This window comes from Metabacillus sp. YM-086 (assembly GCF_048059995.1).
In the GTDB taxonomy this organism is placed as follows: Bacteria; Bacillota; Bacilli; order Bacillales; family Bacillaceae; genus Metabacillus; species Metabacillus litoralis_B.
Genome location: NZ_JBLUOI010000048.1, coordinates 26774 through 41620, shown reverse-complemented (window position 1 = coordinate 41620; position 14847 = coordinate 26774). Strand labels below are relative to the sequence as shown.

At 35.4% G+C, this 14847-nt stretch carries 14 protein-coding genes; 5 read left to right on the top strand and 9 right to left on the bottom strand.

Annotated features, from left to right (window positions below):
- Window positions 1–97: 97 nt before the first annotated feature.
- Window positions 98–1810, bottom strand: a complete 1713-nt coding sequence (gene acsA / locus ACEWK1_RS18610) for an acetate--CoA ligase (RefSeq protein WP_212136945.1) — start codon at window positions 1808–1810, stop codon at window positions 98–100.
- A 343-nt stretch (window positions 1811–2153) separates the two neighbouring features.
- Here acsA and ACEWK1_RS18605 point away from each other — a divergent pair, with 343 nt between their 5' ends.
- Genes ACEWK1_RS18605 through ACEWK1_RS18595 form a run of 3 tightly spaced genes read left to right on the top strand, consistent with a single transcriptional unit; the run spans window position 2154 to window position 4637 of the window.
- Window positions 2154–2786, top strand: coding sequence for a GNAT family N-acetyltransferase (locus ACEWK1_RS18605; protein WP_121663069.1), 633 nt, complete (start codon window positions 2154–2156; stop codon window positions 2784–2786).
- A 52-nt stretch (window positions 2787–2838) separates the two neighbouring features.
- On the top strand, window positions 2839–3483 hold the full coding sequence (locus tag ACEWK1_RS18600) for an acetoin utilization AcuB family protein (protein ID WP_121663070.1): 645 nt from the start codon (window positions 2839–2841) through the stop codon (window positions 3481–3483).
- A complete protein-coding gene (locus tag ACEWK1_RS18595; RefSeq protein ID WP_121663071.1) occupies window positions 3480–4637 on the top strand; it encodes an acetoin utilization protein AcuC in 1158 nt (385 codons plus the stop codon). The genes ACEWK1_RS18600 and ACEWK1_RS18595 overlap by 4 nt, the downstream gene beginning before the upstream one ends.
- A 48-nt stretch (window positions 4638–4685) precedes the next feature.
- Here the strand turns inward: ACEWK1_RS18595 and ACEWK1_RS18590 are convergent, their stop codons facing one another.
- From ACEWK1_RS18590 to ACEWK1_RS18580, 3 genes are all read right to left on the bottom strand, one after another.
- Window positions 4686–4823 (bottom strand): hypothetical protein, encoded by a 138-nt coding sequence (locus ACEWK1_RS18590; protein ID WP_162987248.1) that lies wholly within the window; start codon window positions 4821–4823, stop codon window positions 4686–4688.
- 98 nt (window positions 4824–4921) lie between these two features.
- The gene (gene ccpA / locus ACEWK1_RS18585; RefSeq protein ID WP_098794986.1) at window positions 4922–5923 is read right to left on the bottom strand and encodes a catabolite control protein A; all 1002 of its coding nucleotides are present in this window, start codon (window positions 5921–5923) and stop codon (window positions 4922–4924) included.
- 401 nt (window positions 5924–6324) lie between these two features.
- A complete protein-coding gene (locus ACEWK1_RS18580; RefSeq protein ID WP_121663073.1) occupies window positions 6325–7401 on the bottom strand; it encodes a bifunctional 3-deoxy-7-phosphoheptulonate synthase/chorismate mutase in 1077 nt (358 codons plus the stop codon).
- Window positions 7402–7727: 326 nt separating this feature from the next.
- Between ACEWK1_RS18580 and ACEWK1_RS18575 the strand changes: the two genes are divergently transcribed.
- Window positions 7728–9875 (top strand): cell division protein FtsA, encoded by a 2148-nt coding sequence (locus ACEWK1_RS18575; RefSeq protein WP_212136947.1) that lies wholly within the window; start codon window positions 7728–7730, stop codon window positions 9873–9875.
- Window positions 9876–9923: 48 nt separating this feature from the next.
- On the opposite strand, the gene ytxJ is transcribed toward ACEWK1_RS18575, so the two are convergent.
- From ytxJ to ACEWK1_RS18560, 3 genes are read right to left on the bottom strand one after another with little or no spacing between them, the layout of a single operon-like run.
- A complete protein-coding gene (gene ytxJ / locus ACEWK1_RS18570; RefSeq protein WP_212136949.1) occupies window positions 9924–10253 on the bottom strand; it encodes a bacillithiol system redox-active protein YtxJ in 330 nt (109 codons plus the stop codon).
- A gap of 54 nt (window positions 10254–10307) precedes the next feature.
- Window positions 10308–10790: a YtxH domain-containing protein gene (locus ACEWK1_RS18565; protein WP_212136952.1), complete on the bottom strand. Its 483-nt coding sequence runs from the start codon at window positions 10788–10790 to the stop codon at window positions 10308–10310.
- 34 nt (window positions 10791–10824) lie between these two features.
- Window positions 10825–11259, bottom strand: coding sequence for a DUF948 domain-containing protein (locus ACEWK1_RS18560; protein WP_212136953.1), 435 nt, complete (start codon window positions 11257–11259; stop codon window positions 10825–10827).
- A 195-nt stretch (window positions 11260–11454) separates the two neighbouring features.
- Here ACEWK1_RS18560 and ACEWK1_RS18555 point away from each other — a divergent pair, with 195 nt between their 5' ends.
- The gene (locus ACEWK1_RS18555) at window positions 11455–12570 is read left to right on the top strand and encodes an aminopeptidase (RefSeq protein WP_212136956.1); all 1116 of its coding nucleotides are present in this window, start codon (window positions 11455–11457) and stop codon (window positions 12568–12570) included.
- 61 nt (window positions 12571–12631) lie between these two features.
- Here ACEWK1_RS18555 and murC read toward each other — a convergent pair whose 3' ends face one another.
- Window positions 12632–13930: a UDP-N-acetylmuramate--L-alanine ligase gene (gene murC, locus ACEWK1_RS18550; RefSeq protein WP_098794979.1), complete on the bottom strand. Its 1299-nt coding sequence runs from the start codon at window positions 13928–13930 to the stop codon at window positions 12632–12634.
- A gap of 202 nt (window positions 13931–14132) precedes the next feature.
- Window positions 14133–14774, bottom strand: coding sequence for a hypothetical protein (locus ACEWK1_RS18545; RefSeq protein WP_212136958.1), 642 nt, complete (start codon window positions 14772–14774; stop codon window positions 14133–14135).
- Window positions 14775–14847: the final 73 nt, after the last annotated feature.

The window sequence follows — 14847 nt, the reverse complement described above, 5'->3', positions numbered from 1 at the left end:
ACGGAAGAATACAATATTAATTAACATAATTTAAGGCCTCTTTTTCAAAGTGTCCTTGACATAGGGACCACTTTATTTTTGAACAGCTCTTTTTTTATTAATCTTCCATTGTTGATAAGTCACCTGTAGGTAAATCAAGCTCCCAAGCCTTTAACACACGACGCATAATTTTTCCGCTTCGTGTTTTAGGAAGTTTATCACGGAAATCTATTTCACGTGGAGCAGCATGAGCTGCTAATCCTTTTTTCACAAATGTGCGGATTTCTTCCTTTAATTCATCAGTTGGTTCATACCCTTCACGAAGTGCGACGAATGCTTTAATAATTTCTCCTCTAACAGGGTCAGGTTTTCCGATTACACCTGCTTCAGCAATCGCAGGGTGCTCGACCAGTTTACTTTCAACCTCAAACGGTCCTACACGTTCACCTGAAGTCATAATAACATCATCTATACGGCCTTGGAACCAGAAGTATCCATCTTCATCCATATAAGCAGAGTCCCCAGAAACGTACCAGTCACCAGGCATAAAATAAGATTCAAACTTCTCCTGATTATTCCAAATCGTATGCATCATTGAAGGCCAGCCTTTTTTAATAGCTAGGTTCCCCATTCGATATGGTGGTAATTCATTACCTTGATCATCAACAATTGCAGCTTCTACACCAGGAATTGGTTTACCCATAGAACCAGGCTTTATTTCCATACATGGATAATTGCAAATTAGTTGTGCCCCAGTTTCTGTCATCCACCAAGTATCATGTATGCGGTTGTTGAATACCTTTACTCCCCAACGAACTACCTCAGGGTTTAATGGTTCACCCACACTTAAAATATGTCTTAATGTGCTTGTGTTAAATTGTTTAACAAGTTCATCTCCAGCTCCCATCAACATTCTAAAAGCTGTTGGTGCACTATACCAAACAGTAACACCATAATCCTCAATCGTTTGATACCATGACTCTGGTTTAAATCTTCCACCAACAATAACATTAGTGGCCCCAGATAACCATGGTCCGAAGATTCCGTAAACAGTTCCTGTTACCCAGCCTGGATCTGCTGTGCACCAGTATACATCATCCTCTTTTAAGTCTAATACCCATTGTGAAGTTTGGTAATGCTGAACCATTGCCCCATGGACGTGCAGAACACCTTTTGGTTTACCAGTTGAACCAGATGTATAGTGAAGCAGTAACCCATCTGTTTTTTCCATCCATTCAATTTCTAATTCCTTACTTGCTGTTTTCATCTCAGTTAGTAAATCTATATGAGAGTCGTCTACCGTTTCCCCAACAATAACAACATGCTTTAAGGATGGTAGTTCATTTACAGGAACTCTTTCAAGTAACTCAGGAGTTGTAACGATTACTTTTGCATCACTATCTTCTAATCGGTCTCTTACAGCACCTTCCATAAAAGCTTCGAATAAAGGACCAACAATAGCCCCAAGCTTAATTGCACCTAAAATGACAGAATATAATTCAGGGGTTCTTGGCATAAATACAAAAAGGCGGTCACCTTTTACAACATCAGCTTTATCCTTTAAGACGTTCGCAGCTTTATTTGAAAGCTCTTTTAATTCTTTAAATGTATATTTCTCATCTCGTTCAGGGTCGCGATAATAAAGAGCCACTTTATTTTTTCGGAACGTTTCTACATGCTTATCAATTGCTTCATATGCAGCATTAACACGGCCTGTTTCAGCCCAGGTAAAATTCTTTTCAACTTCTGACCAATCAAATGAGTGATACGTTGTATCATAGTCTGTTAAATTATAATTCCCCTTCGTTACTGGTAACGCTTCCAATTTCATCTTAACTCCCCCTTATGTAGAATACATATCTATTATATTACAATACTTCATTTTTCACAATTTTTGAAATTTATATAATTTATTATCTTGTAAACGCTTAAATTTTTACCTTAATCTAGTATAATAGATAGTAGACATATGAAATCCAAATGGCAAACTCATAACAATTTGTAAAAATTAGCCACCTTCACCTTGAATATAACGCAAAATGAAAATACTTTGCAAGACTTTTTTCTACCCTATTCAATATGATACGATTTTGCAAAGATAAAATACAAAATGAATTTTTGTATCAATTCCTTAAAAATAATTTTCTTTTATTACAATAAAGGGCGGTGACCTAATGAAACATCCTAAGACATATAATGCTAAAGAATTAAAAACACCGATCGGAAGTATTTTTATTGAAGGGCCAATCCCACCTGATAAGCTTGCAGGCTATGAATTTCACGATGGATTAGTAGCATTTCGTCAGCCTAAGCAGCAGCAAAAAGCATTAGTAGAAATAGCAGGTTTACCCGAAGGTAGAATTATTATTGCTAGACATCGTGAAGTTATTATTGGATATGTTACATACCTCTACCCTGATCCACTTGAAAGATGGTCTGAAGGAAATATGGAGGAATTAATAGAATTAGGTGCAATTGAAGTTGCACCTGAATTCCGCGGTTATTCAGTAGGAAAAAATCTCCTAAGAGTTTCAATGATGGATGATGCAATGGAAGATTATATTATCATTACAACAGAGTACTATTGGCATTGGGACTTAAAAGGATCTGGATTAAATGTATGGGAATATCGAAAAGTAATGGAAAAAATGATGAATGCTGGAGGGTTAGAATGGTACGCTACAGATGAACCTGAAATAAGTTCTCACCCAGCAAATTGCCTTATGGCTAGAATAGGAAAAAGAATCCATTCTGAATCTGTTCAAAAGTTTGATCAGCTGCGGTTTAAAAACCGTTTCATGTATTAATTCATATAGATAAACAGATCGTCGCTAACCTAAACCCTGGGAGGGAAAAACAATGATTGTTAGACAAATCATGAAGCAAGACATTATTACCTTACGTTCTGATGATCCTATAAGTCTCGCACTAGCATCAATGAAAAAAAATAAAATACGTCACATTCCAATTGTGAACGAATCGAATCAATTAGTTGGGATTGTGACGGAAAGAGATGTTAAAGATGCTAGCCCATCTATTTTCCAGCTGGAGCTAAAGGAGGATTTTTTAAACAAACCTATTAAGAAAATTATGTCCACTGATCTTATTACCGGACATCCACTAGACTTTGTTGAAGAGGTTGCAGCCATTTTAATTGATAACAGAATTGGTTGTTTACCAATTCTTCAGGATCGTCAACTTGTTGGGCTAATTACCGAATCGGATTTATTACATACATTTGTAAAACTAACGGGTGCTGACCAGCCTGCATCACATATTGAAATAAAGGTTCCGAATAAAGCTGGAATGTTAGCTGAGGTTGCTTCCATTTTTCTAAAAAGAAAAGCAAATATTGCAAGTGCGCTTATCTATCCTGATACGGACGATAAATATAAAATACTTGTTTTTCGTATTCAAACAATAAATGTAACAATGATCATAAATGACTTAAAAGCTGAAGGATACCAAGTATTATCGCCTGATTTGTCGGAGAATGCTAGATGACAAAGAAAGATACTGTATTTGTCTACTCTCCCCTATTTCAGCAGTATAAGTTTCATAATGATCACCCTTTTAATCAATTACGAGTTGAACTAACTTATGATCTACTAAAAGAAATAAAGGCACTTGATGAAGCAGACCTCGTTACACCTAGAATGGCTACAATAGATGAATTAGCACTAATTCATGATCGAAAATATATTAAAGCTGTAGAATTAGCTGGACACGGAAAATTGCAAAATGAGGAAGCACTCAACTATGGGATCGGCACAGAAGATACTCCAATCTTTCCTAACATGCACGAAGCGAGTTCATTACTTGTAGGAGGAACCTTGACTGCTGTTGATTATGTAATGGAAGGGAAAGCAACACATGCCGCAAATTTTGGTGGAGGACTACATCATGGGTTTAGAGGAAAAGCATCCGGATTTTGCATTTATAATGATAGCTCTGTAGCGATAAAATATATGCAGGAGAAATATGGTGTAAAAGTTTTATATATCGATACCGATGCTCATCATGGCGATGGAGTTCAGTGGACTTTTTATGATGATCCGAATGTATGTACACTTTCTATTCATGAAACGGGCAGATACCTATTCCCTGGAACAGGAAATGTAACAGAACGTGGCGCCGGTAAAGGATATGGCTACTCCTTTAACATTCCTTTAGATGCGTTCACAGAGGATGAATCATGGCTTGATGCCTACCGTACCTCTATAGAGGAGGTTGCCGCTTTTTTTAAACCAGATGTTATTCTAACACAAAACGGAGCAGATGCACATTATCATGATCCCTTAACACATTTATCGGCTACAATGGCCATTTATCACGAAATTCCTAAAATTGCTCATGAAATTGCCCACAAATATTGTGGTGGCCGATGGATAGCAGTTGGTGGTGGGGGATATGATATTTGGAGAGTTGTTCCTAGAGCATGGAGCTTAATATGGCTTGAAATGAATCAAAAAAACATTCCTGATACCATCCCAAAATCATGGATTGATAAATGGCAAAAAAAATCTCCAGTAAAATTACCAGAGCGTTGGTACGATCATGAAGATCTTTATAAACCAATCCCTAGGAAAGCTGAGATTGAAGAAAAAAATGCCTTAACAGTTGAAAAAGCACTTTTACCTATCCGACCAAGTAAATAGAAAAATATAAAAAAATAGAAGCACACTTAAAAATGTGTTTCTATTTTTTTACTTATTTTCACCTTTCATTAAGAAGGAATAGGTGAAAACAAGTCCAAAAATATAAAGAGCAACAGCGACATAAGCCGGTAGTAAATGAACAATTGTTGTGTAGCCAATAACGAAGTGAGTGATGATCCCTGCCAAAAATGCAGGAAATCCTCCAATGATGCCATAAGCTAACTTCTTTATTATATAACAAAACGAGCAAATCAAAAGGTTTGCTCGTTTCTTTGTTCATTCCATTATTTAGTTGATTGTCTATACTCAATTCGGTGTGGTAGCTCTACGATATGATTTTCTACTTCTTCTTTATTCATATATTTGGTTAATAAACGCATAGCAACTGCTCCGATGTCATAAGTCGGTTGAACAACAGTTGTTAACTGTGGTCGTACCATTGTTGCAAGTCTAGTGTTATCGAAACCAACTATTTCAAAATCTTCAGGAATTGAATATTGACGATCTTGTGCACCATGAATAACTCCCAATGCCATTTCATCTGTACCAACGAAAATTGCTGTTGGTTTTTCCTGTAATTCATCAATCTTATCAAAAGCTTCAATTCCAGAATCGTACGTATAATCACCTTCGACAACTAATTCTTCATCAAAAGGAAGTCCTGCCTCTTCTAAGGCACGTTTATATCCAACTGATTTTTTCAAGCGGTTAACAGGCTCTTCTGCTGGTCCTTCAACATATGCGATTCTTTTATGTCCCTTCTCAATTAACATAGAAATAACATCATATGCCGCCTGCTCGTAATTAATATTAACCGAAGGTGTTGTTCCTGTTAAATCAACAGATGCAGCTAAAACAATTGGTACTGGAGAACGTTTAAATTGTTCTACTAACTCTTCTGTTACATTTCCACTCATGAACACAATTCCGTCCACTTGTTTCCCTAACATTGTATTTAACAGATGTAATTCCTTATCTTTATTTTGATCAGAATTACTTAAAATAATATTGTACTTGTACATCGTAGCAATATCTTCAATTCCACGGGCTAATTCTGAATAGAAAATACTTGAGATATCCGGGATAATGACTCCTACAGTTGTGGTTTTTTTACTAGCCAATCCTCTAGCCACTGCGTTTGGACGGTACCCTAATCGCTCAATAGCATCTAAAACTTTTTTTCTTGTTGTTGGCTTAACATTGGGATTTCCGTTTACTACACGAGAAACAGTTGCCATTGAAACATTTGCTTCACGAGCAACATCATATATTGTAACACTTGACATGATCAACACTCCTTCAAATACATACGAAATATATATTTACTATTTTCATTACGTTCATTATGATACTTTGCTATGTAATAAGCTGTAACCTCTTGTCGTATCTAAGTACTTTATCCCGTTCTATGTACCTTATCATACGATACTCTGAAAACGTCTGCAATCTATTTCAACGCATTTTTACGTTGTTTTCACATATTTGTTCGTTTTTTCACATATATACGTATTTAAAAACAAGTCTACTCTCATTTTCATCCTCTTCTATTTACATTTTTACCTGTAAATTCAATTTTTATGAATAAAAATAGAAATAAAGAGAGGCTGACACAAGTAGAAACTTTTAACTACATTAAGTAGCATTAACAAGTTCCTGCTTTTAGTCAGCCTCTTCAATAGATTGTTTCTTATGCGTTTACTTTTACTAAAGGTTTTAGTTCAGATATAAAATTGCTGAATTGATCAAAATCCATTTGCTGCGCCGAATCTGATAAAGCAACAGCAGGATCTGGATGAACTTCTGCCATTACACCATCAGCTCCAATAGCCAATGCTGCTTTCGCTGTTGGAACAAGTAAATCTCTTCTTCCAGTTGAATGAGTTACATCAACAAAGACTGGTAAATGAGTTTCTTGTTTTAAGATTGGTACAGCAGAAATATCCAATGTATTTCTAGTAGCACGCTCATAAGTACGAATACCACGCTCACATAAAATGATTTGGTCATTTCCTTGTGAGATAATATATTCTGCAGCATTAACAAATTCGTCAATTGTTGCTGCTAAGCCACGCTTTAAGAGTACTGGTTTTCGAACAGCTCCAGCTGCTTTTAACAATTCAAAGTTCTGCATGTTACGTGCACCAATTTGAATGATATCAACATAGTCTAGCGCCGTTTCAATATCAGCCGGGTTAACAATTTCACTAATAATAGCTAAGCCATATTCATCTCCAACTTTTCTTAAAATCTTTAAACCTTCAAGACCAAGACCTTGGAAGTCATATGGACTAGTACGTGGTTTAAACGCACCACCGCGAAGAATTTTAATCCCTTGTTTCACAGCCTGTTCTGCAACAGATGCTACCTGATCATAGCTTTCTACAGCACATGGACCGATAATAAACGATTGACTTCCATCACCAATTCTTACACCGTTTACTTCAACAATTGTGTCCTCAGGTTTTTTCTTACGTGAAACTAGTAAAGCTTTACTATGATCATCTTCCTGCAGCTCTAGGCTAGCTTTAAAGATTTCTTTGAAAATATGTTGTAATGTAGAGTTTTCGAATGGTCCATCGTTATATTCCTTAATACTATTTAACATTTTGCGCTCGCGAACAGGATCATAACGATGTACACCTTGTGCATCTTTCGCTTTCCCGATCTCCTGCACAACTCTTCCTCGCTCATTAATTAACTTTAAAATCTGTAAATTAATCTCATCTGCTCTCTCTCTTAATGCTTCTAATTCCGCATTACTCATCTCTCTCATCCTTTCGCAATCAATTTTTGAAAATAGTAAACCACTCTTAATGAATGAAGTATTGCAACATAAGGTTTTCTTTATCATTCCATAAAAGTGTGGTACATTTTCTATAATTAGTTGTAATTATAAACGATAAAATAGTGATTGTCATTAAAAACTTTAACATTTAAACGCTTTTAAGCTTTTAAGCAGTAAAGTGTAAGGCCATACGTTCTTTACAAAGCCTGTTAACCTTGGATTTATAAAGAGTACATGCAAAATAAAGGAAAGATCATATTCAGAGTTCTTTTTTTAAAACTCTGTTTAAAGAAGGTGTAACGATCATGACAAACAAAGATTTAACATTTGCTCTTGATATTGGAACAAGATCTGTTGTTGGTTTAATTTTAAAAGAAGAAAACGGCTTCTATCATATCATGGACACGGTTATCAAAGAACATGATAAAAGATCCATGCTTGATGGTCAAATACACGATGTATTATCTGTAGCCAATGTCATTACTTCTGTTAAAGAAGAGCTTGAACACATTTATGGTCCTCTTCATAAAGTATGCGTAGCCGCTGCCGGTCGTGCATTAAAAACAGAAAGAGCAACCATTTCAATAGAGATCAGTGGAAAGCCTATGATTCAAAAGGAAGATATTCTTCATTTGGAATTAATGGCTGTTCAAAATGCCCAAAAACAGCTTGCTGAAAAACATGAAAACGAACGTTCACATCATTATGATTGTGTTGGTTATTCAGTTCTTCATTACAAATTAGATGGTGAGGAAATTGGTAGTTTAATAGATCAACAAGGCGAAGAAGCAAGTGTTGACATTATAGCAACTTTTTTACCAAAGATTGTTGTTGAATCGTTATTAGCTGCCTTGAATCGTGCAAATCTCGAAATGGAAGCATTAACATTAGAGCCAATCGCTGCTATCAATGTGTTAATTCCCCCTTCCATGAGACGATTAAATGTGGCACTTGTAGACATCGGAGCAGGCACATCAGATATTGCCATTACAGATATGGGCACAATCATTTCTTATGGCATGGTTCCTATTGCTGGGGATGAAATAACGGAAGCTGTTTCAGATGAATTTTTACTGGACTTCCCTAAAGCTGAGGAAGCAAAAAGAAAATTACTTACGGAAGCAGCTATTACCATAACTGATATTCTAGGTTTTGAAACAGAATTACCAAAAGAAGATGTTATAACGAAAATCTCACCAGCGATTGATCGGTTAACAAAAGCAATTAAAGATGAAATTTTACGACTAAATAATAATCGTTCACCAAAGGCCGTCATGCTAGTGGGTGGGGGAAGTCAAACTCCAGAATTAGCTAAAAGACTTGCAGAACTTCTAGAATTGGCTGAAAATCGTGTTGCCATTAGAGGAATTGATGCGATTTCTCAGCTTGTACTTGCCGAGCATATTAACAAAGGACCTGAGCTTGTTACTCCTATTGGCATTGCTGTTTCATCTAAGCAAAACCCTATACAATATATTAGTGTAAAAGTGAATGAACGCTCCGTTAGACTTTTTCATATGAAAGCTTTAACCGTAGCAGACAGCTTATTAGCTTCGGGAATTCAGCTTAATAAACTATATGGTAAGCCCGGTATGGCTTTATTTGTAAATGTTAATGGGCAGGCCATTACCATTCCGGGCGAACACGGAACTGCACCATTAATTAGAAAAAATGCAGAAAATTGTTCATTGGAAGATCCTATTAAGCACGGAGACATTATTACAGTTGAAAATGGAATAGATGGAAAAGCTCCAGTTGTTACAATTGGCTCTATACTTGATGAGGTTCCTTCTAAAACAATCAGTATAAATGGTGAATCATATACTCTTCATGCAAGTATTTTATTAAATGACAAAGAAGTAACAAAGGAAGCTATTTTATCAGACCGTGACAAAGTAACATGTACCATCCCATCATCCATAGAGACTTTTGTTAAAAGAGTTGGGCATGGAAAAGAACTTGATAAGTTAAAAACGTTCTCTGTAAAAATAGACAATAAGATCCATACCATTCAGATATTTTCAGGAAAGATCGTTAAAAACGGCTTAACAGCTTTTAAAGATTCCGTTCTCGAAAATGGGGATATCATCACCATGCAACAAACAAAGATTCCCACACTTCAGGAGTTTGTCCAAGAAGCTGATTTAGTACAAAACCAAACCCTGCCTATTATCTATAATGGAAATTCTATAAACCTTGAAAAGCCTGTTACCGAATTTTTCCGCAAGGATGTTAAATTAACTGATGCAGACCTCATCTATAATGGTGATGAGCTTACAACTAAAAAAAGAGTAATTGAACCTTTTATTTTTCAGGACCTGTTTACTGTTATTGATCTAAAAATTCCTAGTACGGCAAACACTCAATTTAAACTTTTGAGAAATAATCAAGAAGTTAGCTTTCAGGAGCCCCTTACACCTGGGGATGAACTCACAATTAAATGGATGAATTAAGAAACAAAAAAGTGTCTGACTCAATTAAGAGTTAGACACTTTTTTCGATTACCCGTTAATTTCTTTTTTTAATGCATCATTTGTTATTTTCCAGTGAGAAGCATTCCACACAATTTCTTTTCCTTTAAATAACAATGCTTGTGGTGACTCATGCTTAATGGCAAATTGCTCAGCAATGTAGTTAGATAATGGACGAGACTCCTGAACATGTAAATGATAACAAGGATACTCGTTATGTTGCCCTGCAAACTCTTGATATTCTTCAAAAGCTGCCTGACTGATTGGACATGTTAGGCTGTTCTTAACAAATAGAAATTCTGTGTGTTTTTGAAATAATTCTTCAAATTGTTCTACTGTTTCAATTAATTGATCGCTCACGTCGTTCACCCTTCTACACCTATTGAGAAGCAGCTTAAGGCTGCTTTTAGTTTATTAACTATTTGTTTTTACTTCCTCTTCAGATTGACTAGAGACTTCCTTAGATGGTTGTGTAGTTTCTTCTGTGTTTTCATTAGGTTCCTCTACAGAAGCTTCTTCCTTTTGTCCTTCTGATCCTTCCGTAAGTTCCTCTAAAGCATTTGTTATTTCCTTTTCCACAAATTCTGCCTGATCTTCTGACTCAGCCGTTTTTGTAATGGAACGAACTTTATCCATTATTTGTGAGGATTGTTCTGTTACAGCCTGTGATAATGAAGATGTTTTCTCTTTTGCCAATGATGCTAACCCTGAGCTCTTTTCTAGGGCATCATTTGTCAATTTTCCAGTTCGATCCTTCATCACGCTAGCTTGCTCACTTAAGTTATCACGAATTTCCTTCCCTGACTTAGGTGCTAAAAATAACGCGGTTGCTGCACCTACAAGTCCTCCTACAAGTGAACCGATAATAAAGTCTTTACCATTGTTTTTTTTAGCCATTTCGTTCAACCTCCTCTATTGGATATATTACTAATTAACCATTAATTTGTTGCTTGTTTTCCGATTTCTGTTTCCATTTTGCCCATATTTCCATTGCAGCATTACTCCATTGCACCACTTGATTAATTTTATCCTGATTTTGTTCAAGGTTTGTTGAGGCAGTTGTCGTCACTCTTTTCACTGTCGTATTAAGCTGCTGAATGGTGTCTCCTACATCTTTAACCGACTCAATTACTATGTTCAGCCTATCTGACTTTTGCTGAATATCTTCTGCAAGAGCATTTGTTTTATGTAATAATTGCGTTGTTTCAGTTGTTATTCCTTCCATTTGCTTTTCAAGACCTGATAAAGTTCCCGCAACATTTGTTAAAGTTGATTGTAGTGCCCTTAATGTTTTGGACACATAAATAACTAAAATAGTAAATGCAATGGCTATTAAAGCAACACTTAAATATAAAATAAGAATCATATGTCACACCTCCTAAACCTCTTCTTTTTCATTACCCGTCCACTACTATTATAAACATAAATCTTACATAAAAGCTAAAATCTCCTTATGAATAGACATCTCTCGTGAAAATTTTGCAACTGTTATCATTCATGTCCATTGTTTTACTAAGATGGGGTAAAATAGAGATGCATCTCATAAAAAGGAGGATTTCATTTGAAAGATCCACGTATTGAAACATTAGCAAAAAACCTAATAAATTATTCAATTAATTTACAAAAGGGTGAAAAAGTACTGATTGAAAATTTCGGACTACAACGCGAACTCGTTGTTGCCCTTGTAAAAGAAGCTTATGCTGTAGGTGGCTATCCTTTTGTATCTCTTAAAGATCATCAAGTAGATCGTGCTCTAATGATAGGTGGTCAAGAGGAGCAGTTTAATATGATTGCTCAATTTGAAGCACAGGTTATGAGTCAAATGGACGCCTATATCGGCCTTCGTTCCGGGGATAATATTAATGAGTTTGCAGATGTTCCTGATGATAAGATGAAATTACAAGGAAAAACAGTTGGACAAAAAGTACATAGAGAAATCAGAGTACCAAAAACGAGATGGGTTGTTTTGCGCTATCCAACATCATCCATGGCTCAATTAGCAAAGATGAGTACTGAACAATTTGAAGATTTTTATTTTAATGTTTGTAATTTAGATTATAGTAAGATGGACAAAGCGATGGATGCATTAGTAGAACTAATGAACAAAACAGATAAAGTCCGATTAACAGGTGTTGATACTGACTTAAGCTTTTCAATTCGTGATATTCCTTCTATTAAGTGCTCTGGTCAGATGAACATTCCTGACGGAGAGGTATATACTGCTCCCGTACGTGATTCAGTAAATGGAAAAATCACATATAACACGCCTTCTCCTTATAATGGGTTTACCTATGAAAATGTACAATTAACGTTTAAAGACGGAAAAATTATTGAAGCAACTGCAAATGATCCAGAAAGAATTAATAAGATTTTTGATACAGATGAAGGAGCTCGCTTTATTGGTGAATTTGCGATTGGTGTAAATCCATTTATTCAACATCCAATGCAGGATATTTTATTTGATGAGAAAATTGATGGTAGCTTTCACTTTACACCCGGACAAGCATATGAAGATGCCTATAATGGAAACAACTCCAACATCCACTGGGATATGGTGATGATTCAACGTCCTGAGTACGGGGGAGGCGAAATTTATTTTGATGATGTATTAATTCGTAAAGATGGTCGGTTTGTGATCCCTGAATTAGATGCATTAAATCCTGAAAATCTAAAATAATCGTTTATATGAAAACAGCTGACTTTCAATAAGAAAGTCAGCTGTTTTTCATTTATTCGTTTTAAACTAAAACATTTTCATATGCTTCTTGGTATTTCTGAATGTCACCAGCACCCATAAATACTAATACAGCAGAATCATGAGCCTTAAGAACGGATGTTTCATCTTCTCTAATTAACTGAGAATGATCAATTTTCTCGAGTAAGTTATCGATCGTAAGCTTTCCAACATTTTCTCGTGCAGATCCAAATATGTCACACAGGTAAACATAATCAGCTCTTTGTAAGCTTTCTGCAAACTCTTCTAGAAACGATTGTGTTCTTGTAAATGTATGTGGTTGAAACACAGCAACAACATCTCTGTCAGGATATTTTTGTCTAGCAGCATCAATTGTTGCATTAATTTCTGTTGGGTGATGAGCATAGTCATCAATTAATATTTGATTGCCAATTTTTTTCTCGTTAAAACGTCTTTTAACACCTTGAAATGTTTGTAATCTTTCTTGAATAATCTCTACGTCAATTCCTTCATAATGACAAAGAGCAATAACTGATAATGCATTTAGTACACTATGGTCTCCATATGAAGTTATTTTGAACGAAGCATAAAATGTATTGCGTACGAATACATCAAATGAAGTCCCATCGGTTGACTTTACAACATTTCTTGCTTGAAAGTCATTGTCTTCACCGAATCCGTAATAAACAACAGGTACTTTTGCTTGAATTTGTTGAAGCTGTTCATCATCACCACAGGCGATGATCCCTTTCTTAACTTGAAGTGCCATTTCCTGAAACGCGCTAAAAACATCCTCAATACTTGAAAAATAGTCAGGATGATCAAAATCAATATTGGTCATAATCGCATAATCAGGTTCGTAAGATAAGAAATGCCTACGATATTCACATGCTTCAAAAATAAAATATTTACTATCCGGTACCCCACTACCAGTACCGTCACCGATTAAGTAAGACGTTGGTTCTGCGCCTTGAATCACATGAGAAAGTAATCCTGTCGTTGATGTTTTTCCGTGTACACCAGTTATCCCCACACTTATATACTTTTGGAGAAATTCTCCTAAAAAGCGATGATAACGAATAACAGGTAAACCTAAAGAATTAGCTTCTACAATTTCTTCATGCGTATCGGGATACGCATTTCCTGCAATGATTGTTAAGCCTTCTTTAATATTATCTTTTGAAAAAGGTAATATCTTAATATTACGTGCTTCTAAGGCCTTTTCTGTAAACACTTTTTTCTCAATATCAGAGCCCTGAACTTCGTAATTCATATCATGTAAAATCTGTGCAAGGGCACTCATTCCAGTCCCTTTAATTCCAACAAAATGATAAACAGTCATAATAAGAACCTCCAACAAACGTCTATCTGATTGACAGTATATGACGCTTATCTTGATTTGCAACCCATGTATATAAAACGATTAAGAATCGCTTCTAATTTCTTGTATTTTTTTAAATATGTAATCAGCTTACGAAAATATATTATATCATTTGCCATTCATTATGACCATGAAAAATAAAGTTTACAACTTTATCCACCTTTTATTTCACTGATTGACTAGTCCAACTATATTTTATGGAATATTTCTTTAAAAATGTACGCCAGCTTTCGCTACTTTTTTTATATTCCGTTAATAATTCATCAATTAAGGTATCATCCTGTTGAATAAAAATATTGCTTACACATAATTGTCCATCTAGTAAAGGGATTGATCTAAGAAACAAGATGCTTGAAGGCGCCACCTCTTCAACCTTTCTGTCCGTTTTAATCACACACTCTTCACCAGTTAGTAATTTCTTAGCATGTATATTCTCTCCAACAGTTTTTATTACTTTAAACGGTTCAAGTACACTCGCCATAAAAAGGGCATGGACAACAGAATCTAGTGGATGCTTTTGTCCATTTGCATTTTTAATATAGCTTTGATAAATAGTCATGCCGCTAATTGTTACATAATCGTAAGTAAACCAATCATTAAAAAGCTTATCTTGTAATGAAGAAAAAACAACACCCTTTTCTAAAGAAATTTGTTCAGAAAAGATATGCTTTGCTTTTACTTTTTCTCTAATATTAACTTGACGTTCTACGTACATATGTGTAGCAGATATATGTTTAGAAACAAAGCTAACTAATTGGTTTTCTTTTTCCTCACGAAGATTATGAAGATAAACAATATTATTCATACTACAACCCTACTTCAAGTTATGTAAAGTTACTTTTTTCCTTATTCACTGAAACACCTTTAACATAACCTAC

Bases quoted from the DNA above. Each gene is read 5' to 3' on its own strand.
- acsA (WP_212136945.1), bottom strand. From the start codon at position 1,810: ATGAAATTGGAAGCGTTACCAGTAACGAAGGGGAATTATAATTTAACA.
- ACEWK1_RS18605 (WP_121663069.1), top strand. From the start codon at position 2,154: ATGAAACATCCTAAGACATATAATGCTAAAGAATTAAAAACACCGATC.
- ACEWK1_RS18600 (WP_121663070.1), top strand. From the start codon at position 2,839: ATGATTGTTAGACAAATCATGAAGCAAGACATTATTACCTTACGTTCT.
- ACEWK1_RS18595 (WP_121663071.1), top strand. From the start codon at position 3,480: ATGACAAAGAAAGATACTGTATTTGTCTACTCTCCCCTATTTCAGCAG.
- ccpA (WP_098794986.1), bottom strand. From the start codon at position 5,923: ATGTCAAGTGTTACAATATATGATGTTGCTCGTGAAGCAAATGTTTCA.
- ACEWK1_RS18580 (WP_121663073.1), bottom strand. From the start codon at position 7,401: ATGAGTAATGCGGAATTAGAAGCATTAAGAGAGAGAGCAGATGAGATT.
- ACEWK1_RS18575 (WP_212136947.1), top strand. From the start codon at position 7,728: ATGACAAACAAAGATTTAACATTTGCTCTTGATATTGGAACAAGATCT.
- ACEWK1_RS18565 (WP_212136952.1), bottom strand. From the start codon at position 10,790: ATGGCTAAAAAAAACAATGGTAAAGACTTTATTATCGGTTCACTTGTA.
- ACEWK1_RS18560 (WP_212136953.1), bottom strand. From the start codon at position 11,259: ATGATTCTTATTTTATATTTAAGTGTTGCTTTAATAGCCATTGCATTT.
- murC (WP_098794979.1), bottom strand. From the start codon at position 13,930: ATGACTGTTTATCATTTTGTTGGAATTAAAGGGACTGGAATGAGTGCC.
- ACEWK1_RS18545 (WP_212136958.1), bottom strand. From the start codon at position 14,774: ATGAATAATATTGTTTATCTTCATAATCTTCGTGAGGAAAAAGAAAAC.